Here is a 20,071-nt window from a genome sequence, read left to right as displayed (position 1 = left end):
TTGCAAGGAGTAAACAAATGCTGGAAAATTACCTGATTTCCATTATCGGCCGGCAGAAAATAGACGATGAAACCGGCGAAATTGAACTGACCACCCTTGGTTCGTATGTCAAAAAAGGCAACAGCCAATACATTGTATATAAGGAATACGACGCGGATAACCACAACGCGGCGCAGACTTCCGTGCTGAAAGTCGACGGCAACTCGAAAGTGACCCTGATGCGCGGCGGAGCCGACAGCACCCGCCTGATTCTGGAAAACGGGAAACGCCACCTTTGCCAGTACGACACGGGATTTGGAAATATGATGGTGGGTGTTTTCACCAGCAGGGTAAAATCCAGTCTTGGAGAAATGGGCGGAAATCTGGAAGTCAACTATACGCTGGATATCAACTCCAATTTATCAAGCTTAAACGAACTCTTCATTACGGTCAAGGAGGCAAACAACAAAGATGTCAAAAATAGTGTTACAGGCGACCAGTGAACTGAAAAACGCAATTCTCCGCTCGGTGGAAAAGGCACAGGCCGGCGGCGACCTGCCCCAGGGGGAAATGCCCCCCTTCGCAATTGAAGTGCCTGCCGACCGCAGCCACGGTGACTGGGCGACGAACGCGGCCATGGTTTCCGCTAAGGCGTTCCGTCTTGCTCCCAGAAAAATTGCACAGCTCATCACGGATCATATCGTGCTGGAAGGCACATTTTTTGACCGTTTTGAAATTGCGGGCCCCGGATTCATTAACTTTTTTCTGAATCAGCGTTTCTATTCGGAAATTTTGAAAGATATTGCACAGAGCGGCGCTTCTTACGGCCGCAGTGATTTCGGTAAAAAAGAAAAGGTCATGGTCGAATTTGTCTCCGCAAACCCGACCGGCCCCATGCACATGGGCAACGCGCGCGGCGGTGCGCTGGGCGATTCCCTTGCTTCGGTTCTTGACGCTGCGGGCTACGACGTGTGGCGTGAATTCTATGTAAACGACGCGGGAAATCAAATTGAGAAGTTCGGCAGTTCCCTTGCAGTGCGGTATCTGCAGATCTTTCAGGGCGAGGATGCCGTTGAATTTCCGGAGGACGGGTACCACGGTGAAGATATTCGCGAGAGGGCCTCTGAATTTGCACAGGAACACGGCGACAGCTATGTGGACGCCGACCCTGAAGAGCTGAAAAAAGCGCTGGTGGATTTTGCGCTCCCGAAGAACATTGCCAGAATGAAGGACGACCTGAAAAAATACGGGATTGTCTACGACGAGTGGTTTTTGGAAAGCCGCCTGCACAACGACGGCGAGCTGGAAGAAACCATTCAGATTCTGACGGAAAAAGGCCTGACCTACGAAAAGGACGGTGCGATCTGGTACCGCGCCACGGATTTTGGTGCGGAAAAAGATGAAGTTCTGGTCCGCCAGAACGGAAATCCAACTTATTTCGCGGCGGATATCGCTTATCATAGAAATAAATTTGCAAAGCGCGGCTTTAATCGATGCATTGATGTCTGGGGCGCCGACCACCACGGCCATGTGGCCAGAATGAAGGGTGCCATGGATGCGATCGGGCTGGACGGCAGCAAGCTGGACGTCGTACTGATTCAGCTGGTAAGGCTGGTAAAGGGCGGCGAAGTCGTAAGGATGAGCAAACGTACCGGCAAAGCGATTCAGCTCGCCGACCTGCTTGAAGAGGTGCCGGTAGACGCGGCAAGGTTCCATTTCAACATGCGGGAAGCAAATTCTCAGATGGATTTTGACCTTGATCTTGCCGTACAGCAGGATGCGCAGAACCCGGTTTATTATGTACAGTACGCCCGGGCGAGAATCTGCAGCATTTTCAAGGCACTTGCCGCAGAGGGAATCACCCCGCGCGACTGCACCGACGAGGAGCTGGCACTTTTAACCGCACCCGAGGAAATTGAACTGATCCGGCATCTTTCCGCCTTTACGGGCGAAATTGTAGCGGCGGCACAGGACTATGATCCCGCCAGAATCACCCGCTATGTCATTACATTGGCTACGCTCTTCCATAAATTTTACAATGCATGCCGCGTAAAAGGTGAAAATGAAAGTTTGACCGCCGCAAGAATGTTTCTTTGCAGCGCGGTTTCCACTGTGATCTGCAACGTACTTTCCATGTTTAAGATTTCCGCACCGGAAAGCATGTAAGCAGGCTGAACATGTTAGGAGCAATGAAGAATAAATGAGTTTCCCATTTCATCTTCCCCTGTTGCTGGATGGCGCTACCGCCACAAATCTGGCCGCCGCCGGAATGCCGGGCGGCGTTTGTGTGGAAAAATGGATTTTGGAAAATCCCGAAAAACTAATCAGGCTGCAAAGCGGCTTTATCGCCGCGGGCGCACAGGCAGTCTATGCACCGACTTTCGGCGCGAACCGGGCCTGCCTGAGCAGCTACGGTCTGGAAGCGGAGGTTGCGGACATCAATCAGAGGCTGGTTGCGCTGTCGCAAAGCGTTGCGAAGCCCGCCAGGGTTCTGGTGGGAGGGAATGTCTGCCCCACCGGTTTGTTTGTCCCGCCCTTCGGCGATGCGGATTTCGATGATATTTACGACATTTACCGCGAACAAATCCGCGCGCTGGACGACGCGGGTGTGGATTTTATCGTAATCGAAACGCAGACCTCGCTTGCCGATATGCGCGCTGCGGTACTGGCCGCGAGGACGACCAACCTGCCGGTTTTCGTAACCATCACCGTGGACGAAAGCGGACGAACCCTGACGGGAGGAAGCCTTCTGCCGGCCGTCATCACTCTGCAGGCCATGGAGGTTGACGCCATCGGCCTGAACTGCTCCTTTGGCCCGGAACCCATGCTGGAGCATATAAAGCAGGTTGCACCCCATATCAGCGTGCCGATCATCGCAAAACCGAACGCCGGGGTACCCATGTGGAATTCTCCCGCAAATAGCGGAATCCTTACCCCCGATGAGTTTGCCGCCCAGATGCGCAGGCTGATGGAAGCAGGGGCACGGATTGTCGGAGGATGCTGCGGTTCCACCGCGGAGCATCTGAAAGCGCTGGCGCAGGTGGCAAAGGAATTCGGCCCGCCGGTAATTCCGGAGGAGCCGGACTGTTACGCCGCCGCCAATGAACGCGAAGCATTTTTTCTGGGAGACGATATTGTATTCAGCGAACCGATTTCCTGTACCAGTTCGCTTGGAGAGGATCTCATTGATCTGGATGACGAACAGGTTACCGCAGCTCTGGTAGAGGTCAACAGTCTGGACGACGCGATGCTGTTAAGCGAAAACAGCACGATGACGCGTCTGCCCATTGCTGTTTACTGCGACAGCCTGCCGGTGCTTGACGCGGCGCTCCGGTATTTTCAGGGACGGCTGATTGTCGATTCCGCCTGTCCCATTGAAATCGAACTGATTGAGCCGCTTGCGGCGAAATACGGCGCGATCGTATATTAATGATAAAACCCGGAAGCCGTCTGGCTTCCGGGTTTTTGTGCTTATTTCAGTTTTTGTGATCTTCCGGGGCATGCAGCTCCCCTTCCGGCCGGTCTTCGTCTTCATCGGGCTCGTTCCAGCTGCTGAAAGCCAGATACATCCCGGCGATCGCTACAAAACAGGCCACGGACGCGGCGGCGAGTGCCCAGCCGGTGATGTCAAACGGACCAAGCACCATGGAAATCAGCGTCAGTGCAATACCGGCTTCAAAAAAAAGAACCGCAAGTTTCCCGTCGCTCATAAAAAGCCCTCCGTCCTTATCTTAAAAAATCATTCGTCTGAAAATACTTCGTTGGACAATGCCGCAAGCTGTTCCATCGTAAGCTGTTCCGCCCGCGCGTTTGGGACGATTTCCGCTCTTTCCAGCGCGGACGCGACCGCCGTTCTGTCCATGGAAAGCCCGGCGGCAACAGAGTTCAGTACCGTTTTGCGCCGCTGGCCGAAAGCAGCTTTAACCAGAGCAAAGAAATCTTTTTCCCTGTTGATTTTGACCGGCGGCTCCTTGCGGATTTTCAGTTGGATAACCGCCGAATCGACGTTTGGCTGCGGAAAAAAGTTGTCCCGGGTTACTTCAAATAAGATTTCCGGTTCCGCAAAGTAACGCACCGCCGCGCTCACCGCGCCGCAGGAACGGGTTCCGGGCAAAGCACAGAGACGTTCGGCCGCCTCCTTCTGCACCATGACCGTAACGGAGCGGATCGGCAGCCGCTCCTCCAGAAACCGCATAATGACCGGTGAAGTAATATAGTACGGCAGGTTGGCGCACACGGCCACTTCTCCGCCGGAAAATTCCGTCTCAATCAGGTTTTTCAGATCGGTTTTTAAAATATCCTCGTTGATGATTTTCACATTGCCGTATTCCGCAAGTGTGTCGTCCAGAACCGGCAGCAGTCTTTTGTCCAGCTCTACGGAAACGACCTTGTCCGCCCGCTTTGCAAGCTCGGCGGTCAGCACCCCGACGCCCGGCCCGATTTCCAGTACGCCGACTCCTTTTTGCGCGCCGCACTCCGCCGCCATGCGCGGGCAGATTTCCGGGTTGATTAAAAAATTCTGCCCAAGCGATTTGGAAAAATTGAAGCCATGGCGCGCCAGTATATTTTTAATGATTCTGATATCCGATAAATCCATTTTCTGTCCCCATATCTTTTTCTGTGTGAACTTTGAAGGCCGCCCGACCACTGTCATCCCACGTTAAAATTCCCCTATGGCCTTATCATATTCTTAAAACGGCTCAAACTGTTTTATTCAATGATTATATCACACAAATTGTCTCATTTCCATTGATTATCTGTCGAAAATACAATATGATAGGATTACTACAGCATTTCCAGTTGATTGTGCAACAAGGTTGCGTTCCTCCCCCGCCTTCGGCGGGGGAGGAACGTGTTTCGGCTCGCAAACTGAAATGGAATTGCTATAATAAAGGACTGGGAGGCATAAAAATGAACCGTACAGACAAAGAAAACTATTACCTTGATATTGCTGAGACCGTATTGGAACGCGGAACCTGCCTGCGCCGGAATTTCGGCGCGATTATTGTTCAGCATGACGAGATCGTATCTTCCGGATACACGGGCGCACCCCGCGGCCGCCGCAACTGCATCGATACCGGCGTCTGTGTGCGCGAAACGCTGGGGGTTCCCCGCGGGGAACGCTATGAACTTTGCCGCTCCGTCCACGCGGAGGCTAACGCCATCATCAGCGCCTCCCGCCGCGACATGATCGGCAGCACGCTGTATCTGGTCGGAAGAGACGCCAAGACGGGCGAGTATGTGGAAAACGCGTCGCCCTGCTCCATGTGCAAACGGCTGATTATCAACGCCGGCATCACGCGTGTGGTTGCGCGGAACACCAAGGACTCTTTCTGCTCCGTTTATGTGCAGGAATGGGTTGACAATGACGAATCCCTCAGCGGAAAATTCGGATACTGAGGATTACATAAAAAACCGCTGCGGATGCAGCGGCTTTTTTATGCCCAATTTTATGCTCTCATTGTGTAAAGTAAATATCCTTTTCAATGATATTTTCCTGGTGGATACGCAAAAATCTGTAAATCTTGTAAAGCATTTTATCTTTACCAAGCATTTTCCATGAATTCACGTTAAAAGAAGCTCATCACCTGTTCCGCAATAAAAACGGCGGCGGTGGAACCCAGAGCAACGGTGAGAAGTCCCTTGTCCTGATACGCAAGGATCAGCGCCGCGGCAAGACCGATGACTGCGGAATACAGATTCCCTGTGGAATACAGTATTTCCGGAAAAGTCATGGCCGCCAGCACGGCATAGGGCACATAGGCCAGAAACGACCGGATAAACCGGTTATGGATTTTCTGCTTAAAAATCGCCAACGGAATCATACGGATGAAATAGGTAACCGTTGCCATAATCAGCGTGCAGATCAGGATTCTCTGAACATTCATTCCAGCACCTCCGGATCATCCACAGGATAACGCAGTGCGGCATAGGCCGACGCGGCGACCGCGCAGAGAATAATGACCCATCCGCCGGAAATCCGATTTAGGAGCGGCGTCCACCGGAAAAGGCAGCTCAGGGCCACTGAAATGGCGATAACCAGCGCTATGGGGCGCGTATGTTTTGCGGGCGGAATGATAATGGCAAGAAACATTCCGTAGATTGCGATGCCCAGCGCGGTGCGGACACTGACCGGAAGCAAACCGGTAGCGGTGCCGCCGAGCAGGGTTCCAAGCGTCCAGCCCGTGTAGGGAGTGAGGATCAGCCCCAGAAGGTACCGCGCCCCGATGCTCCCGTCCTGTTTCATAGCTACGGCGAAAATTTCGTCGGTAACCCCGAAGGAAAGAACCAGCCGCTGCAAAGAAGTCATGGCACTGTCCACCTTTTGCGAAAGGGAAAGAGACATCAGCATATAGCGGATATTGATGACAAACGTGGTTACGGCCAGTTCCAGATACAGCCCGCCCGACAGAATCAGCTCCGTTCCGGCAAACTGCCCCGCGCTGGTCATGTTGCTCATGGTAATCAGCATCACCGCCCAAAGCGGCAGCCCGCCCTGCGTCGCCATCATTCCGAACGTGAAGGAAACGCTGATATACCCCAGGCAGATCGGCAACCCGTCCTTCAGTCCCTTTTTAAATGTCAAAGTCTCTGTTCCGTGCATTTCCGTGCTCCCATACTAATGTCTCCTTTGCTGTTTGTGAGGAGAAAATTCATGTTTTAATGATAAATAGTTATACCATTTGTAATATATGTTTATAATAATACTAATTGTGACAAAATTTACAGCAATCCGCAGACCATATCGCCCATTTCCTCGCAGGTGACCTGCCAAATTCCTTCGGCAGAGATATCTGCGGTACGCGCGGTTTTGAGCACCTCTGACACCGCGTCCTCTATTGCCTGTGCCGCCTGCGGTTCCTCCAGCGAGTAGCGAAGCATCATCGCTGCCGAAAGAATGGTTGCCAGCGGGTTGGCTAAACCCGTACCTGCAATATCCGGCGCGGAGCCGTGGATCGGCTCATACAGGCCGGACTTTCCTTCACTCAGACTGGCGGAAGCCAGCATTCCGATAGACCCGCTAATCATGGACGCTTCATCGGAAAGGATGTCGCCGAAAATGTTCGAGGTAACAATCACGTCAAACTGTTTCGGGTTACGCACAAGCTGCATGGCGCAGTTATCCACATACATGTGGGACAGTTTGATATCAGGATACTCTTCTTTTCCGATTCTTGCAACTGTCGCGCGCCACAGTCTGGAGGATTCCAGCACATTGGCTTTATCGACACTGCAAAGCCTGCCGTCTCTCTTTTCCGCCATACGGAAGCCCACGCGCGCAATGCGCTCGATTTCCGGTACGGAATACATCTCGGTATCGTAAGCCGCTTCAGCGCCGTTGACTGTTCTGCGGCCCCGCTCGCCGAAATAAATTCCCCCGGTCAGTTCCCGCACCACCATGATGTCAAGATTGTCGCCGATAATTTCCGCTTTTAACGGAGAAGCTTCGCGCAGCTGCTCAAAGATTTTCGCCGGGCGCAGATTGGCGAACAGTCCGAGCGCACCGCGGATCCCCAGCAGCCCCGCCTCCGGGCGTAAATTGCCGGGAAGAGAATCCCATTTGGGACCGCCGACCGCGCCGAGCAAAGTAGAATCGGTAGCTTTGCATTTTTCAATGGTTTCCGGCGGAAGCGGTACTCCGGTGGCGTCAATCGCACTGCCGCCCAGCAGCGCCTCGTCATAGGAAATTGTAAACCCGAACCGTTCCGCGGCACGGTTCAGAACTTTCACGGCCTGTGTCACAATTTCAGGGCCGATTCCGTCGCCCTTCAGCAGGGCAATTTTGTAGTTTTTCATGGTGGTTCCCCCTTTAAGATTCTTTTTCAGCGGCATTCTTTGTGCGGTTAATTGCGCAGATAATGCCTTTGATGGAAGCAAGGCTGATGTTGTTGTCAATCCCTACGCCGAACACCGGGCTGCCGTCCGGCGCGGTCAGCTGGATATAGGAAACCGCCTTGCTGTCCGCGCCGCTGGAAATGGCGTGTTCACGGTAGGAAACGAACTGATAGTCGGTGATGCCGACAGACTTGAGCGCGTTGAAGAATGCGCTGACCGGCCCGTTCCCGCTGGCACTCACATGATGATCCTCATGGCCGAAACGGATGATTCCCTCAAAGTGAACCTGTGTGTCCCCGCTGATATCGTTTTCTTCGTAAAGTTTATACTGCTTAAGGTTGTAGGGCGCATTGACTTCCAGAAACTCTTTGCGGAAGATAGTGAAAATCTCATCCGGCTGAAGCTCACGGCCCGCTTCGTCGCAGGCGGCTTTTACCATTGCGCCGAATTCCGGGTGCATGGCTTTCGGCAGTTCATAGCCGAAATTCTGCTGCATAATGAAGGCTGCTCCGCCCTTGCCGGACTGGCTGTTGATGCGGATGATCGGCTCATATTCGCGGCCGACGTCGGCGGGATCAATCGGCAGATACGGGACTTCCCAGTAACTGCCGCCGCTGTGCGCCATATACTCAACGCCCTTTTTAATCGCGTCCTGATGAGAACCGGAGAACGCCGTAAAGACCAGATCGCCCACATACGGATGACGCTCGTGAATTTTCATCTTGGTGCATTTTTCAAAGACTTCCTGAATTTCTCGCATATTGGAGAAATCGAGTCCTGGGTTCACCCCCTGGGAATACAGGTTCATGGCAACCACCATCACATCCGCGTTACCGGTGCGCTCTCCGTTGCCAAAGAGGGTCCCCTCCACTCTGTCCGCTCCCGCCATCAGTCCCAGCTCGGTCGCCGCCGTAGCGGTTCCCCGGTCATTGTGGGGGTGCAAACTGATAATGGCGCTTTCGCGGTTCTTCAGATGCCGGCAGAAATACTCAATCTGGTCGGCGTAGCAGTTCGGAGTGCTCATTTCGACCGTATTGGGCAAGTTCAAAATCAGTTTGTTCTCGGGCGTGGAGCCGAGCACTTCCATCACCTTTTCGCAAATCAGCACGGAATTGTCAATTTCGGTTCCGGAAAAGCTCTCCGGAGAATACTCGTAGCGGATATTCGCGCCGCTTACTTTGATTTCCTCGTCAGTAAGCTCTTTAATCAGCTTTGCGCCCTCCACGGCAATGTCGATAACCCCCTGCATGTCGGTGCGGAAAACCACCTTGCGCTGCAGGGTTGAGGTAGAATTGTAAAAATGAACGATGACATTTTTTGCGCCTTTGATTGCTTCAAAGGTTTTATAAATCAAGTGCGGTCTTGCCTGAACCAGTACCTGAACGGTCACATCGTCCGGAATCAGGTTCCGCTCAATCAGTGCGCGAAGAATTTCATACTCCGTCTCTGAGGCGGCCGGAAAGCCGATCTCAATCTCTTTGAAGCCAATATCCACAAGAGTCTGAAAATACAGCAGTTTTTCCTCCAGATTCATCGGGTCAATCAGCGCCTGATTCCCGTCCCGCATATCCACACTGCACCAGACCGGCGCTTTTGCAATAACTTTGTCGGGCCATTGGCGGTCCGGCAGGCTGATCGGCTGAAACGGAATATACTTTTTGCAGCCTTCAAACATCATCCAACACTCCTTTGTCAATTTCATAGGTTGTTCGGTGGTATAAAAAAAGCCCCGAACACAGAATTCTGTGTTCGGGGCGAATATACAAATCCGCGGTACCACCCAAATTTGGCTCCGCAAAGCGGAAGCCCTCAGCAAGCCTCTAACAAGGCTCCGGCCTTTAACGCTGCCACTGCGTCCGCTCCTCCGCTATTTCCGCATCGAAGACGGCGGCTCCGGGATGAGCTATCCACAAAGACCTCCACACCGGCTCGCACCAATCCGCCGGTTCTCTGCAATGTTTCAGCCGATGTCTTTTTCCCTTCATCGCTTTTGCGTATTAAATTATTTACTATTATATTTTATGCGGGTCCCTTTGTCAAGGATTAAATTTATTCCTGCTCTTTTTTCCCAAACGCGCGGTCGGCAGCTTCCCGGGCAAGGTCAATGACCAGCCTTTCATCATCCTGCGCGGATTTTTGACGCGGAGGAATGGTTTCGTAAACCTCTGCCACCATGGAGCGCATCCACAGTCCCGGCGTGATGCGCAGAGAGTATCCGCAGCCGTTATTGGTCATCCAATCGTAAAAATTGGCGCGCGGAAGTCCATAGGCGGAGAGAATGGACATGATGCTGCCCCCGTGGGCAATGATCGCGGCGCTGCTCGTTCCGGAGCGCATCATCTCCTGTACAATGGATTCAAACGCGAAGCAGACACGCTGCATAAACGCGCCGCCGGATTCCCCGTTCGGCGGAGTCACCACCTCGTCGCTTCCCACCCAGTGAGTAAAGCTTTCATCAGCCGTTGCGATTTCCTGCGCGGTTTTTCCCTCCCAGTCGCCGAAATCGCATTCGCGCAGGCCGTCGACCACGGTAGGCTCCGCTCCGGGGTAAAGAATTTGCAGGGTTTGCAGACAGCGCTTGAGCGGGCTGCAGTAAAACACCTGTGCGGGCGGGTAGGCGCTATGCCGTTTCAGATCCTCCAGCTGAGCGATCCCCTCCGGCGCAAGGGGCAGATCCGTACGGCCGACATACTGGCCAAGAAGGTTCCCCGTTGTAATTCCGTGACGGATTAAATGGATGGTGTAAGATTTCATTTTTTGGCTCCTTTAAAATTTTTCTTCTCAGGTCTTGACAAATGCGAAAAACATAGATACATGTAGACGCAGAGCGAAAAAGCACGATATCTAGCGGCTTTACAAAGTGTTATATTTGTTATATACTTTACAAGGCGTTAATTTTTCCATATTTCGACAGGGGATAGTTCAATGAATAACAGTTTCCCAAGAATTATTACTTTGCTGCGTAAAGAACGTGGGTTAAGTCAAAAAAAGGCGGCCGAGGAACTGGATGTTTCTCAGGCTTTGCTTTCTCATTACGAAAAAGGAATCCGTGAATGCGGGCTGGACTTTGTGGTGAAAGCCGCTGAGTTTTACGATGTTTCCTGTGATTACCTTCTCGGAAGGACTCCGCACCGCAGCGGGGCCACCATTAAGGTGGATGATATTCCGGAACCGGACGCCATTGGCAAGGAAAATATCCTGAAAGGCAGCCTTCTGCCCGTTCTGAACAAAAAGCTGCTTGCGAATTCGATGAATATTATTTTCAGTACGCTGCAGAAGTGCGGCAACAAGTCGCTGACCGCGGAAGTATCGGCGTACCTGAATATTTCCGTATACAGAAGCTTCCGGCTCCTGTACTCCGCAAACCCTAAAAATCCGCAGGGCCTTTTTTCCGTTCCGCAGAAGCTGAGCGACGGACGTTCCAGCGCGGCAATGGAAATCGCGTATTCCAACGCGGCCTGTCTGGCCGGCGGAGAAAACGCGGACGATATGGAAGGACTGGACAAAACGGATTTGCCTGTGCTCTCGCCGGAAAAAATATCGGAAGAGTATCCGCTGTTTTCCAGCTCGCTGTTTAACCTGATTCAAAACGCGGAATCACTGATGGGCGCAAAGAAGCCCGGCAAATAAATTATAACATATCCGACTTAAATTGCAACCGGCCCGCCAAACTGGCAGGCCGGTTTTTTGCTTTCCCTGAAAAGCTGTATCCCCAACGAAAATCATTTCAGATACGTTTTTATGGAGTCATAAATAACGAGCATGCCAACCATGAGCGTTGTTATTCTCATAACAACTTCACCTGCCAACACTACACCCATATTGATATATTCACTATATCCGTGTCCTAAAATAAGCGTCGGCGAAAAAATAATAATAATTGCTATACAACAACTAACGGCAAAATAAATTTTTTTCCATAAATTTGCTTTCATCTTTTGCCCCCTAAATGAAACTGTTCCCATAACTGTGTTAGTGGCTCACGCCTTAATGGGATAACAAATCTGTTTTTCCAACGAGAATCATTTTTTAATGCGTGTCGCGCGCCATGCATTTAAAGGCTTTTATTTTTCTTTCTATTACATTAACGACTGACCCCCTTGTTTTGTTACACTTTTTTCCAAGCTTTTTTAAATATTTTTTTATGTTAATTCTCTCAACCTGTCAGCGAAGCAGGAAATTGTTTCCGAAAACAGAATAAAACCTAAAAATGGCTGCATCGTTTTTACCGATGCAGCCAAAATATTTTACCCATCATTTACAATTGCCTTACGGCCTTTTCACCTTTCAGCGTAAGGGTAGCGTAGCCCTTGCGCATATACGGCAGGTTGAAGAGCGCGCCGGGCTGCTTGGCGCCTTCCATCACGGTATGGCACAGCAGCTCATAAATTTCACTCTTATAGTAGACGTCATAATCGCCCGATACCCACACACGCACCGTATAGTCAATAAAGACCAGTCCTTTTTCCATCAGGCTTTTCAGCGCGGCGGAACGCTCCTTGACCGTTTCCATAGAATCCGACGGGTCGGTGATTCGGACATAGTTGAGTGCGGTGGAAACCGCGTCTTCGTTTTCGGAGCTGTGCAGCTCCAAACGCACAATCGGATATCTTTTTGAATTTCTGATATCCATCAGGAGATTTTTTTCTTGTTCATTCAGGTTCATGTCATTTCCTCCCTTTTATCTGTCTTTTATATTATACCCATTTTATACTTCCATGCAAGGATACGCAGCACACTTTCGTCAAGGCGCTGCTCACTGACGGTTCCATTCTGTACCGCGGCGTACAGTGCGTTGAAATCCTGTACCATATTGGAGGAAAGCAGAATATCATTTCCCGCTGTAAAAGCGGCGACGGAGGGATTTTTCCCCGCCGTAAAATCCGCAATGGCACCCATGGAGAGATCGTCGGTCATAATCACGCCCGTAAATCCGAGTTCCTTTCGCAGGATGTCGTGCACCTTCGGCGAAAGAGAAGACGGGCGGGCCGGATCCATGCAGTTCACAATATTGTGCGAAACCATCACGCACTGCGCACCCGCGTCGATTCCCGCTGCAAACGGAACAAAGTCCTGCTTCTGGAACACGCTGTAGTCGCGCTTGTCGTAGGCAATCCCGGTGTGGGTGTCCTCATTGCTGCCGTAGCCGGGAAAGTGCTTCAGCGTACAGGACAGGTTCTGGCTGTTATACGCGCTGACGGATACCCGGACAAAATCCGCTGTTTTAGAAGCATTTTTGCCGAATGTCCTATTGTAAATAAAATCGGACGAATCGGTGGAAACATCGCATACGGGCGCAAGGTTGAGATTCAGCCCCAGCTTTTTCAAAAGCCGGGCTTTCTCCACGGTATCGTCGTAAATCCCGTTCAGGCCGGAAAGCCGGAACACCCGCTGCGGGGATTGAAAGGCGGTTTTACGGAAAGCCGGATACTTGCTGATGCGGACAACCGTTCCGCCCTCCTCGTCCGTACAGAGAATCATTCCGGTTTTGCTTGCGTTCTGATAGGATTGGAGCACGGTTTGTACCTGTTTTGTGGTTTTACCGCTGAAATCCGAAGCCATCAGGCAGTATCCGCCCGGCTGATAGTCCGCGGCAGCCTGAGCCGCGCCCGCTTGGGGACAGCGAAAAACAAACACCTGCCCCACCCGCTCCTTCAGGCTCATCGACTCCAGCTTCTTCTGTGCGGGCACACCGTAATCCGCAAAAATTCCGTCAATCGGGGAAACTTCCGCGCTGCCGGCCGCCGGTGCGGCCGAACTCACCGCCGGTGCCGGACGCGACGAAACGGAAAATCCCGCCGAAGAAACAGCCGTATGGGAGCTTTCCCCGCCCGACGAAGCACCCGGCAGAAAAGGAATCCCGGAAGGATTCCCCAGTGTATAGACCCAAAACGCGGCAGCGAGAGCCAGAACGACTCCCGCTGCTGAAAAAAGGATTTTCCTCTTATTTTTAGATTCTGCCTGTCTCATTGTGTATCCTCTTCATCCGTCAGACCGCCGCGGCGGACGGAAAATCAGGATTGATTTTCTTTCATCAGTTCGCGGTACAGGCGAATGTACTCGTTTGCGGAGCGTCCCCAGCTGAAATCACATTTCATGGCGCGTTCCACCAGAATATTCCACCCCTCCGGATTGGCGTAGCCCTCCAGCGCGCGGTTGACCGCATACAGCATATCACCGGAATCATAGGACTGGAAGGTAAACCCGTTGCCTTCTCCGTCGCCGCTGTCCTTGATAGAGTCCTTCAGCCCGCCCGTTTCGCGGACAACCGGAATGGTACCGTAGCGCAGCGCAATCATCTGAGCAAGCCCGCAGGGCTCGCTCTTGCTCGGCATCAGAAAGATGTCGGAACCGGCGTAAATCTTGCGCGAAAGCTCCGGAATGAAACCAAAACAGGCGCAAAGTCTGCCGGGGTACTGATTTTGCATTTCCTTAAAGAAACTCTCGTATTCCCAGTCGCCGGAACCCAAAATCACAAACTGCGTATTGGTTTCCTTCATCAGCCTGTCAAGCGTTTCCTTAACAAGGTCAAGCCCTTTATGGGAGACCATTCTCGTTACCATGCCAATTAATGGGGTATCCGCCTCCTGATTGAGGCTGAGCCTTTCCTGCAGTTTCCGCTTGTTTTCCGCCTTGCCGGAAAGATCTTCCGCTGTAAAGGGAGCGTAAAGCTCGGCGTCGTTGGCGGGGTCGTAGCTGACCGTGTCAATGCCGTTTAAAATCCCGGAGAGCTTCCATTCGCGCGCCTTTAAGATGCTGTCCAGACCATGAGAAAACCACGGGTCAAGGATTTCCTGCGCATAGGTCGGGCTGACCGTAGTCACACGGTTGGCACTCTCTATTGCACCCTTGAGCAGGTTGATGCAGTCATCGTATTCCAGTACCGACATGTCGGACTGCGGAATTCCCAGCACATCCTCCACCAGTTCCTTACCGTATTTTCCCTGATACTGAATATTGTGGATTGTCAGAACGGTTTTTATTCCCTTGTACCAGTCATTATTTGCATAAAAAATACTGAAATAAATCGGAACCAGAGCCGACTGCCAGTCGTTGCAGTGAATCACGTCGGGTTTAAAATCAATATACGGAAGCATTTCCAGAGCCGCGCGCGACAAAAACGCAAAACGCTCCGCGTCGTCGTAATGTCCGTACAGTCCGTGGCGCTTGAAATAATACTGGTTATCAATCAGATAATAAATCACCCCGCCGGCCTTTGCCTCAAACACGCCGCAGTACTGACGGCGCCAGGCGACCGGAACGGAAAGGCTCGTGATAAATTTCATGTTTTCCCGCAGCTCCTGCGGAATGTCCTCATACAGCGGCATTACCACGCGGCAGCCGATCAGACGGAGCCGGAGCGCCTGCGGCAGGGAACCCGCCACATCCGCCAGCCCGCCGGTAGCCGCAAAGGGCCTTGCTTCACTGGTGCAATATAATACTTTCATTTTTAAGCCTCCCTAAATGAAATGTCGGTTCCGGCAACATCAGACCACGCTGCCTTTGCTGATAAATACGGGGTACGACTGAAAGCCAAGCAGAGAGCGGTCGTTTTTAATGACCACGTCTTTGTCCATGACAACATAGCTGAGCCGGCAGTTCGGGCCGATGACACTGTCCTGCATGACCACGCAATTCTCTATTTTGGTTCCTTTGCCGACGTGGACACCGCGGAACAGCACACAGTTTTCCACCGTGCCCTCAATCACGCAGCCGTCGGCAATGAGAGAGTTGGTCACGCTGGAGCCCAGCCCGTAGCGCGCGGGCATATCGTCGCGCACCTTTGTAAAAATCGGCCGGTCGGCGTTGAACAGCTCCGACCGTACCTTCGGCAGCATCAGGGACATGTTGGCTTCAAAATAGGAATTCATGGAGCAGACCGTCTGGGTAAATCCCCTGAATTCGTAGGCGAAAATACGATAATTAGCGATGTTGCGCTGCAGAAAATCGCGTTTGAAATTATACAGGTTTCGGCTGACACAGTCCGCGACGATCTTAATGAGCGCCTCCCGCTTCATCAGCAGCATGCTCAGCCCGTAATTACACTCCCCGTCGGTGCGTGGATTGATGAGCATGTCGCGCACGCGGTTGTCCGGGTCAATGGTGTAAACCGTAGGATCGCAGATTTTTTCGGGCAGTTTGCCGGAGCGGTATATCACCGTAATATCTGCGTTATGCCGGATATGGGAGGACATGACGTCTGTAAAATCGATGTTGCAGATCACGTCGCTGTCGGAAACAATCACATACTCTTCCCTGGAATTCGCAAGAAAAGTATTGATGGAGGAAAGCGATTCTATGCGGCTGTTGGTTACGCTGCACTCTCCGCTGAAGGGAGGAAGAATAAACAGTCCTTCCCTTTTGCGGGATAAGTCCCACGCCTTCCCGGAGCCGAGATGATCCATTAAGGACTGGTAATTACTCTTGGTAATCACGCCGACCTTGTTAATCCCCGAATTCACCATGTTGGAAAGCGGAAAATCAATCAGGCGGTATCTTCCGCCAAACGGCACGGAGCCCATAGTCCGCTTTTCGGTCAGCTCACGCATCCGTTCCTCGTGCACATTGGAAAAAATCAGTCCCAGCACATTATTTCCACGCATTACTTTTCCGCCTCCTCTGCCAGTGTTTCCGCGTCAATCATCGCTTTTGGCGGCACGGTGGTGCCGGGGGCAATCACACAGCCGTCGCCCACAACGGCGACACCCCATTCGTCTTTGTTTTCAATATCTTCCGGGCGGGCTCCCACCACGGCGCCCTTGCCGATGACCGAGTTCTCAGATACAATCGCGTACTGGACAATGGCGTTTTCCTCGACCCGGGAACCCGGCATGATAATAGAATCCTTGACAACCGCGCCCGGCGCAATGTAGACGCCGGCAAACAGTACGGCAAAATCAATTTCCCCGTACACGTTGCAGCCCTCCGCCACAAGCGAATTCTGCACTTTTGCTCCGCCGGCTATGTAGTGCGGCGGCATGACCGGATTACGGGAGTAAATTTTCCAGTCCTCTTCGCTCAAATCCAGAGGAATCTTTGGATTGAGCAGATCCATGTTGGATTCCCACAGACTGTCGATGGTGCCGACATCCTTCCAGTAGCCCTCAAAACGGTAAGCAAACATCCGCTCTCCGGCGTTGAGCATCGCCGGCAGAACGTCTTTTCCAAAGTCGTTGGAGGATTTGGGGTTGGCCTCGTCCGATTCCAGATATTTGCGCAGTTTGCTCCAGGTGAAAACATAAATGCCCATAGACGCCTGATTGCTTTTCGGCACCTTCGGCTTCTCATCAAACTGATAGATCGAGCCGTCTTCGTTTGTGTTGAGAATACCGAACCGGGAAGCCTCGTCCATCGGAACCTCGATGACGGCAATGGTGCAGTCGGCTTCCTTTTCTTTATGGTAGGCAACCATTTTTGAATAATCCATCTTATAGATATGATCGCCGGAAAGAACGACAACATATTCAGGATTATACCGTTCTATGTACTGAATATTCTGATAAATCGCGTTTGCCGTACCTTTGTACCAGTCCGACTTCCTGCCGCGCTGGTAAGGCGGAAGGACACGCACCCCAGCGTTCATGCTGTCCAGATCCCAGGGCTGGCCGCTTCCGATATACTCATTTAATACAAGCGGCTGGTACTGTGTCAGCACACCCACTGTTTCAATGCCGGAGTTCACACAGTTGGAAAGCGGGAAATCAATGATACGGTATTTCCCCCCGTAGGGCACCGCCGGTTTTGCAAGGTATTTCGTCAATACGCCAAGTCTGCTGCCCTGACCGCCGGCCAGCAGCATGGCAACCACTTCTTGTTTTGGCAACATTTTATGATCCTCCCTGTTATTTTTTTGCTGCTTTGCGTGTAATTTTTATTGTTTTGGTAATCGCCGCAGATTTTTTTGGGGTTCTTGCTTTGCGGCGGCATTTCAGAAAGATAACCGAAAGCGGGGGCAGGATCAGTTCAACGGACTGTTCAAACCCATGCATTGGTTTTGAACTAGAGTGAATACTGCTGCCGTTTGTAATTCCGTTTCCGCCGAATTCGGCGCTGTCGGAAGAGAAAATCTCCGTATAGATCCCTTCAAACGGGACGCCGATGGAATACGGTGCGCGCTGGACGGGCAGAAAATTGCAGACGGCAATTACCTCATTCCCCGTTTTGTCTATGCGGCGGAACGCAATGACGCTCTGGGTATAATCGTCGTTGGAAATCCAAGAAAATCCTTCCCAGGAAAAATCGACCTCCCACAAAGCCGCCGTCTCCAAATAAAAGTGGTTCAGACTCCTGAAAAAATCGTTCAGCACCTGATGCTCGGGCTTATTTAACAGAAGCCAGTCAAGGCCCTGCTCATAATTCCATTCGTTGCGCTGACCGAATTCGGTACCCATGAAAATCAGCTTTTTCCCCGGATGGGCCATCATGTAGCACATAAACGCCCGCACACCCGCAAATTTCTGTGCATCGTCCCCCGGCATTTTCTCAATAAGGGAACGTTTTCCGTAAACAACTTCATCGTGGGAAATCGGCAGAATGAAATTCTCTGAAAATGCGTAGAAGAAAGAGAAGGTAATGTTGTCATGGTTAAAGGAACGGTAAATCGGGTCGAGCGACATATAATGCAGCATGTCGTTCATCCAGCCCATGTTCCATTTATAGTTGAAACCCAGCCCTCCGCAGTACGTTGGTTTGGAAACCATCGGCCATGATGTGGATTCTTCCGCAATCATCATCACTTCGGGAAACAGCTCGAAAACCGATTCGTTCAGCTTTTGCAGAAACGCGACTGCCTCCAGATTTTCCCTGCCGCCATTCCTGTTGGGCACCCATTCCCCGTCTTTACGGCTGTAATCAAGATACAGCATAGACGCAACTGCGTCAACACGGATTCCGTCGATGTGGTATTTTTCAAGCCAGAATACCGCGCTGGAAATCAGAAAGCTGATGACCTCATTCCGGCCATAGTCAAAAACGAGAGTCCCCCACTCCTTGTGCTCTCCCTTGCGCGGGTCACTGTATTCGTAGCAGGGCGTGCCGTCAAACCGGGCGAGTCCGCACTCGTCCTTTGGAAAATGGGCGGGCACCCAGTCCATGATAACGCCGATTCCCGCCTTGTGGCATTTTTCCACAAAACTCATAAATTCCTTCGGCTCCCCGTACCGGGAACTCGGGGCAAAATATCCCGTAACCTGATACCCCCAGGAGCCGTCGAACGGATGCTCCGTAACCGGCATCAGCTCAATATGGGTATACCCCATGTTTTTTACATAAGGAACCAGCTCATCGGCCAGCTTATCGTAAGAAAACACATTGCCGTCCGGATATCTGCGCCAGGATCCGATGTGCAATTCGTAAATATTTACCGGCTGACTGTAGTGTTTTTTCGCCGCCTTATGTTTCATCCAGGCCGTATCGCTCCAGTTAAAGCCCTCAATATCATAATATTTGGAAGCGTTTCCCGGACGGGTTTCAAAATGGTAGGCGTAGGGATCGCTTTTAAAGGTCTGTTTTCCGTCGGCACCGACCACACAGAATTTATAGGTCTGGTACTGCCGCATGACAAACGGCAAGATACACTCCCACACACCGTCGCTGATCTTTTCCATGGGATATTCGCCCTGCTGCCAGTCGTTAAAGTCCCCCGCTACGGAGACTTCCTCGGCATTCGGCGCCCAGACGCGGCAAACCATGCATTCTTTTCCGTCCTGTACCGTTTTATGTACTCCTAAAAAATCATAGGCCTTTATGTTAGTTCCCTGATGGAACAAATAAAGCGGCAGATTTCCGTCATTTGATGCACTTTCTTTTTGCATTTTAAATAACTCCCTTCTGGGTTTCATCGTTCCTTTTATTAATGAATTTATCATATCACAAATTCCTAAAATATCAATACTTTCGTTATTTATTTGTAATAAATGTTGTGTGTATTTAATAATTTTGGCTATTTTGTTATAAAATCAGCCTTTTTCGACCTGTAACAGCCAAACTGAGCACCTGCTTTTTGATTTACATTGTCCAAGCGCTGCTTTTCAAAAATAATTGTGAATATGAATTAAAAATCCCCTGCAAAAAATGGTTAAATTCAACAACTGACGCAGGGTCGTGAATAAAATTTATGTATTAATTATAAATTTTATATTGACAAACGGCAAGCGATCGGTATAATAGAAGTTGTTAAAAGAATATTAAAAAGTGTGTAACTGATTCGATCAGGCATAAACTTTCATGGAATTTAAATTTTCATGGTAGTTTATGC

19 protein-coding genes and 1 other annotated feature are annotated in these 20,071 nt (G+C 51.3%); of the genes, 5 read left to right on the top strand and 14 right to left on the bottom strand.

What is annotated here, in order from left to right; all coding sequences use genetic code 11:
* The first annotated feature begins 17 nt into the window (after window positions 1-17).
* From J5W02_RS02150 to J5W02_RS02140, 3 genes are read left to right on the top strand one after another with little or no spacing between them, the layout of a single operon-like run.
* The gene (locus J5W02_RS02150; RefSeq protein WP_219964004.1) at window positions 18-482 is read left to right on the top strand and encodes a DUF1934 domain-containing protein; all 465 of its coding nucleotides are present in this window, start codon (window positions 18-20) and stop codon (window positions 480-482) included.
* Entirely contained in the window at window positions 451-2,145 is a 1,695-nt protein-coding gene (gene argS / locus J5W02_RS02145; RefSeq protein WP_219964003.1) for an arginine--tRNA ligase, read from the top strand. Before J5W02_RS02150 ends, argS begins: the two co-directional genes overlap by 32 nt.
* Window positions 2,146-2,179: 34 nt before the next feature.
* Complete coding sequence (locus J5W02_RS02140) at window positions 2,180-3,409, top strand: homocysteine S-methyltransferase family protein (RefSeq protein ID WP_219964002.1); 1,230 nt, start codon at window positions 2,180-2,182, stop codon at window positions 3,407-3,409.
* 46 nt (window positions 3,410-3,455) lie between these two features.
* Here the strand turns inward: J5W02_RS02140 and J5W02_RS02135 are convergent, their stop codons facing one another.
* Together J5W02_RS02135 and rsmA are read right to left on the bottom strand one after the other, a co-directional pair.
* Window positions 3,456-3,689, bottom strand: a complete 234-nt coding sequence (locus J5W02_RS02135) for a hypothetical protein (protein ID WP_219964001.1) — start codon at window positions 3,687-3,689, stop codon at window positions 3,456-3,458.
* Window positions 3,690-3,718: 29 nt separating this feature from the next.
* The gene (gene rsmA / locus J5W02_RS02130; protein ID WP_219964000.1) at window positions 3,719-4,576 is read right to left on the bottom strand and encodes a 16S rRNA (adenine(1518)-N(6)/adenine(1519)-N(6))-dimethyltransferase RsmA; all 858 of its coding nucleotides are present in this window, start codon (window positions 4,574-4,576) and stop codon (window positions 3,719-3,721) included.
* A 314-nt stretch (window positions 4,577-4,890) separates the two neighbouring features.
* Between rsmA and J5W02_RS02125 the strand changes: the two genes are divergently transcribed.
* On the top strand, window positions 4,891-5,379 hold the full coding sequence (locus J5W02_RS02125; protein ID WP_219963999.1) for a deoxycytidylate deaminase: 489 nt from the start codon (window positions 4,891-4,893) through the stop codon (window positions 5,377-5,379).
* Between the two features lie 170 nt (window positions 5,380-5,549).
* Here J5W02_RS02125 and J5W02_RS02120 read toward each other — a convergent pair whose 3' ends face one another.
* The 5 genes from J5W02_RS02120 to J5W02_RS02100 form a co-directional block, all read right to left on the bottom strand.
* The gene (locus J5W02_RS02120; RefSeq protein ID WP_219963998.1) at window positions 5,550-5,867 is read right to left on the bottom strand and encodes an AzlD domain-containing protein; all 318 of its coding nucleotides are present in this window, start codon (window positions 5,865-5,867) and stop codon (window positions 5,550-5,552) included.
* On the bottom strand, window positions 5,864-6,583 hold the full coding sequence (locus J5W02_RS02115; RefSeq protein ID WP_219963997.1) for an AzlC family ABC transporter permease: 720 nt from the start codon (window positions 6,581-6,583) through the stop codon (window positions 5,864-5,866). The genes J5W02_RS02120 and J5W02_RS02115 overlap by 4 nt, the downstream gene beginning before the upstream one ends.
* A gap of 119 nt (window positions 6,584-6,702) precedes the next feature.
* Window positions 6,703-7,776, bottom strand: coding sequence for a 3-isopropylmalate dehydrogenase (gene leuB / locus J5W02_RS02110; protein ID WP_219963996.1), 1,074 nt, complete (start codon window positions 7,774-7,776; stop codon window positions 6,703-6,705).
* 13 nt (window positions 7,777-7,789) lie between these two features.
* Window positions 7,790-9,490: a 2-isopropylmalate synthase gene (gene leuA / locus J5W02_RS02105; RefSeq protein WP_407928351.1), complete on the bottom strand. Its 1,701-nt coding sequence runs from the start codon at window positions 9,488-9,490 to the stop codon at window positions 7,790-7,792.
* Between the two features lie 72 nt (window positions 9,491-9,562).
* Window positions 9,563-9,809: a binding site (T-box leader), on the bottom strand.
* 55 nt (window positions 9,810-9,864) lie between these two features.
* On the bottom strand, window positions 9,865-10,569 hold the full coding sequence (locus J5W02_RS02100; protein ID WP_219963995.1) for a histidine phosphatase family protein: 705 nt from the start codon (window positions 10,567-10,569) through the stop codon (window positions 9,865-9,867).
* Between the two features lie 171 nt (window positions 10,570-10,740).
* On the opposite strand from J5W02_RS02100, the gene J5W02_RS02095 reads away from it, so the two are divergent.
* Window positions 10,741-11,445 (top strand): helix-turn-helix domain-containing protein, encoded by a 705-nt coding sequence (locus J5W02_RS02095; protein ID WP_219963994.1) that lies wholly within the window; start codon window positions 10,741-10,743, stop codon window positions 11,443-11,445.
* A 92-nt stretch (window positions 11,446-11,537) separates the two neighbouring features.
* Here the strand turns inward: J5W02_RS02095 and J5W02_RS02090 are convergent, their stop codons facing one another.
* From J5W02_RS02090 to glgB, 7 genes are all read right to left on the bottom strand, one after another.
* The gene (locus J5W02_RS02090) at window positions 11,538-11,750 is read right to left on the bottom strand and encodes a hypothetical protein (protein ID WP_219963993.1); all 213 of its coding nucleotides are present in this window, start codon (window positions 11,748-11,750) and stop codon (window positions 11,538-11,540) included.
* Between the two features lie 323 nt (window positions 11,751-12,073).
* A complete protein-coding gene (locus J5W02_RS02085; protein WP_219963992.1) occupies window positions 12,074-12,481 on the bottom strand; it encodes a hypothetical protein in 408 nt (135 codons plus the stop codon).
* Between the two features lie 26 nt (window positions 12,482-12,507).
* Window positions 12,508-13,785, bottom strand: coding sequence for a glycoside hydrolase family 3 N-terminal domain-containing protein (locus J5W02_RS02080; RefSeq protein ID WP_219963991.1), 1,278 nt, complete (start codon window positions 13,783-13,785; stop codon window positions 12,508-12,510).
* Between the two features lie 44 nt (window positions 13,786-13,829).
* Entirely contained in the window at window positions 13,830-15,263 is a 1,434-nt protein-coding gene (gene glgA, locus J5W02_RS02075; protein ID WP_219963990.1) for a glycogen synthase GlgA, read from the bottom strand.
* 39 nt (window positions 15,264-15,302) lie between these two features.
* Complete coding sequence (gene glgD / locus J5W02_RS02070) at window positions 15,303-16,418, bottom strand: glucose-1-phosphate adenylyltransferase subunit GlgD (RefSeq protein WP_219963989.1); 1,116 nt, start codon at window positions 16,416-16,418, stop codon at window positions 15,303-15,305.
* Complete coding sequence (locus J5W02_RS02065; protein ID WP_219963988.1) at window positions 16,418-17,641, bottom strand: glucose-1-phosphate adenylyltransferase; 1,224 nt, start codon at window positions 17,639-17,641, stop codon at window positions 16,418-16,420. The genes glgD and J5W02_RS02065 overlap by 1 nt, the downstream gene beginning before the upstream one ends.
* 16 nt (window positions 17,642-17,657) lie before the next feature.
* Window positions 17,658-19,628 (bottom strand): 1,4-alpha-glucan branching protein GlgB, encoded by a 1,971-nt coding sequence (gene glgB / locus J5W02_RS02060; RefSeq protein ID WP_219963987.1) that lies wholly within the window; start codon window positions 19,626-19,628, stop codon window positions 17,658-17,660.
* Window positions 19,629-20,071 lie beyond the last annotated feature (443 nt).

Origin of the sequence: Caproiciproducens faecalis (genome assembly GCF_019448085.1) — a bacterium.
Taxonomy (GTDB): Bacteria; Bacillota; Clostridia; order Oscillospirales; family Acutalibacteraceae; genus Caproiciproducens; species Caproiciproducens faecalis.
The sequence above is the reverse complement of the archived record's forward strand: the minus strand, read 5'-3'. Positions and strand labels throughout refer to the sequence as shown.

Excerpts from the sequence above, each read along its gene's own strand:
- J5W02_RS02150 (WP_219964004.1), top strand. The coding sequence starts at position 18 with ATGCTGGAAAATTACCTGATTTCCATTATCGGCCGGCAGAAAATAGAC.
- argS (WP_219964003.1), top strand. The coding sequence starts at position 451 with ATGTCAAAAATAGTGTTACAGGCGACCAGTGAACTGAAAAACGCAATT.
- J5W02_RS02140 (WP_219964002.1), top strand. The coding sequence starts at position 2,180 with ATGAGTTTCCCATTTCATCTTCCCCTGTTGCTGGATGGCGCTACCGCC.
- J5W02_RS02135 (WP_219964001.1), bottom strand. The coding sequence starts at position 3,689 with ATGAGCGACGGGAAACTTGCGGTTCTTTTTTTTGAAGCCGGTATTGCA.
- rsmA (WP_219964000.1), bottom strand. The coding sequence starts at position 4,576 with ATGGATTTATCGGATATCAGAATCATTAAAAATATACTGGCGCGCCAT.
- J5W02_RS02125 (WP_219963999.1), top strand. The coding sequence starts at position 4,891 with ATGAACCGTACAGACAAAGAAAACTATTACCTTGATATTGCTGAGACC.
- J5W02_RS02120 (WP_219963998.1), bottom strand. The coding sequence starts at position 5,867 with ATGAATGTTCAGAGAATCCTGATCTGCACGCTGATTATGGCAACGGTT.
- J5W02_RS02115 (WP_219963997.1), bottom strand. The coding sequence starts at position 6,583 with ATGCACGGAACAGAGACTTTGACATTTAAAAAGGGACTGAAGGACGGG.
- leuB (WP_219963996.1), bottom strand. The coding sequence starts at position 7,776 with ATGAAAAACTACAAAATTGCCCTGCTGAAGGGCGACGGAATCGGCCCT.
- leuA (WP_407928351.1), bottom strand. The coding sequence starts at position 9,490 with ATGTTTGAAGGCTGCAAAAAGTATATTCCGTTTCAGCCGATCAGCCTG.
- J5W02_RS02100 (WP_219963995.1), bottom strand. The coding sequence starts at position 10,569 with ATGAAATCTTACACCATCCATTTAATCCGTCACGGAATTACAACGGGG.
- J5W02_RS02095 (WP_219963994.1), top strand. The coding sequence starts at position 10,741 with ATGAATAACAGTTTCCCAAGAATTATTACTTTGCTGCGTAAAGAACGT.
- J5W02_RS02090 (WP_219963993.1), bottom strand. The coding sequence starts at position 11,750 with ATGAAAGCAAATTTATGGAAAAAAATTTATTTTGCCGTTAGTTGTTGT.
- J5W02_RS02085 (WP_219963992.1), bottom strand. The coding sequence starts at position 12,481 with ATGAACCTGAATGAACAAGAAAAAAATCTCCTGATGGATATCAGAAAT.
- J5W02_RS02080 (WP_219963991.1), bottom strand. The coding sequence starts at position 13,785 with ATGAGACAGGCAGAATCTAAAAATAAGAGGAAAATCCTTTTTTCAGCA.
- glgA (WP_219963990.1), bottom strand. The coding sequence starts at position 15,263 with ATGAAAGTATTATATTGCACCAGTGAAGCAAGGCCCTTTGCGGCTACC.
- glgD (WP_219963989.1), bottom strand. The coding sequence starts at position 16,418 with ATGCGTGGAAATAATGTGCTGGGACTGATTTTTTCCAATGTGCACGAG.
- J5W02_RS02065 (WP_219963988.1), bottom strand. The coding sequence starts at position 17,641 with ATGTTGCCAAAACAAGAAGTGGTTGCCATGCTGCTGGCCGGCGGTCAG.
- glgB (WP_219963987.1), bottom strand. The coding sequence starts at position 19,628 with ATGCAAAAAGAAAGTGCATCAAATGACGGAAATCTGCCGCTTTATTTG.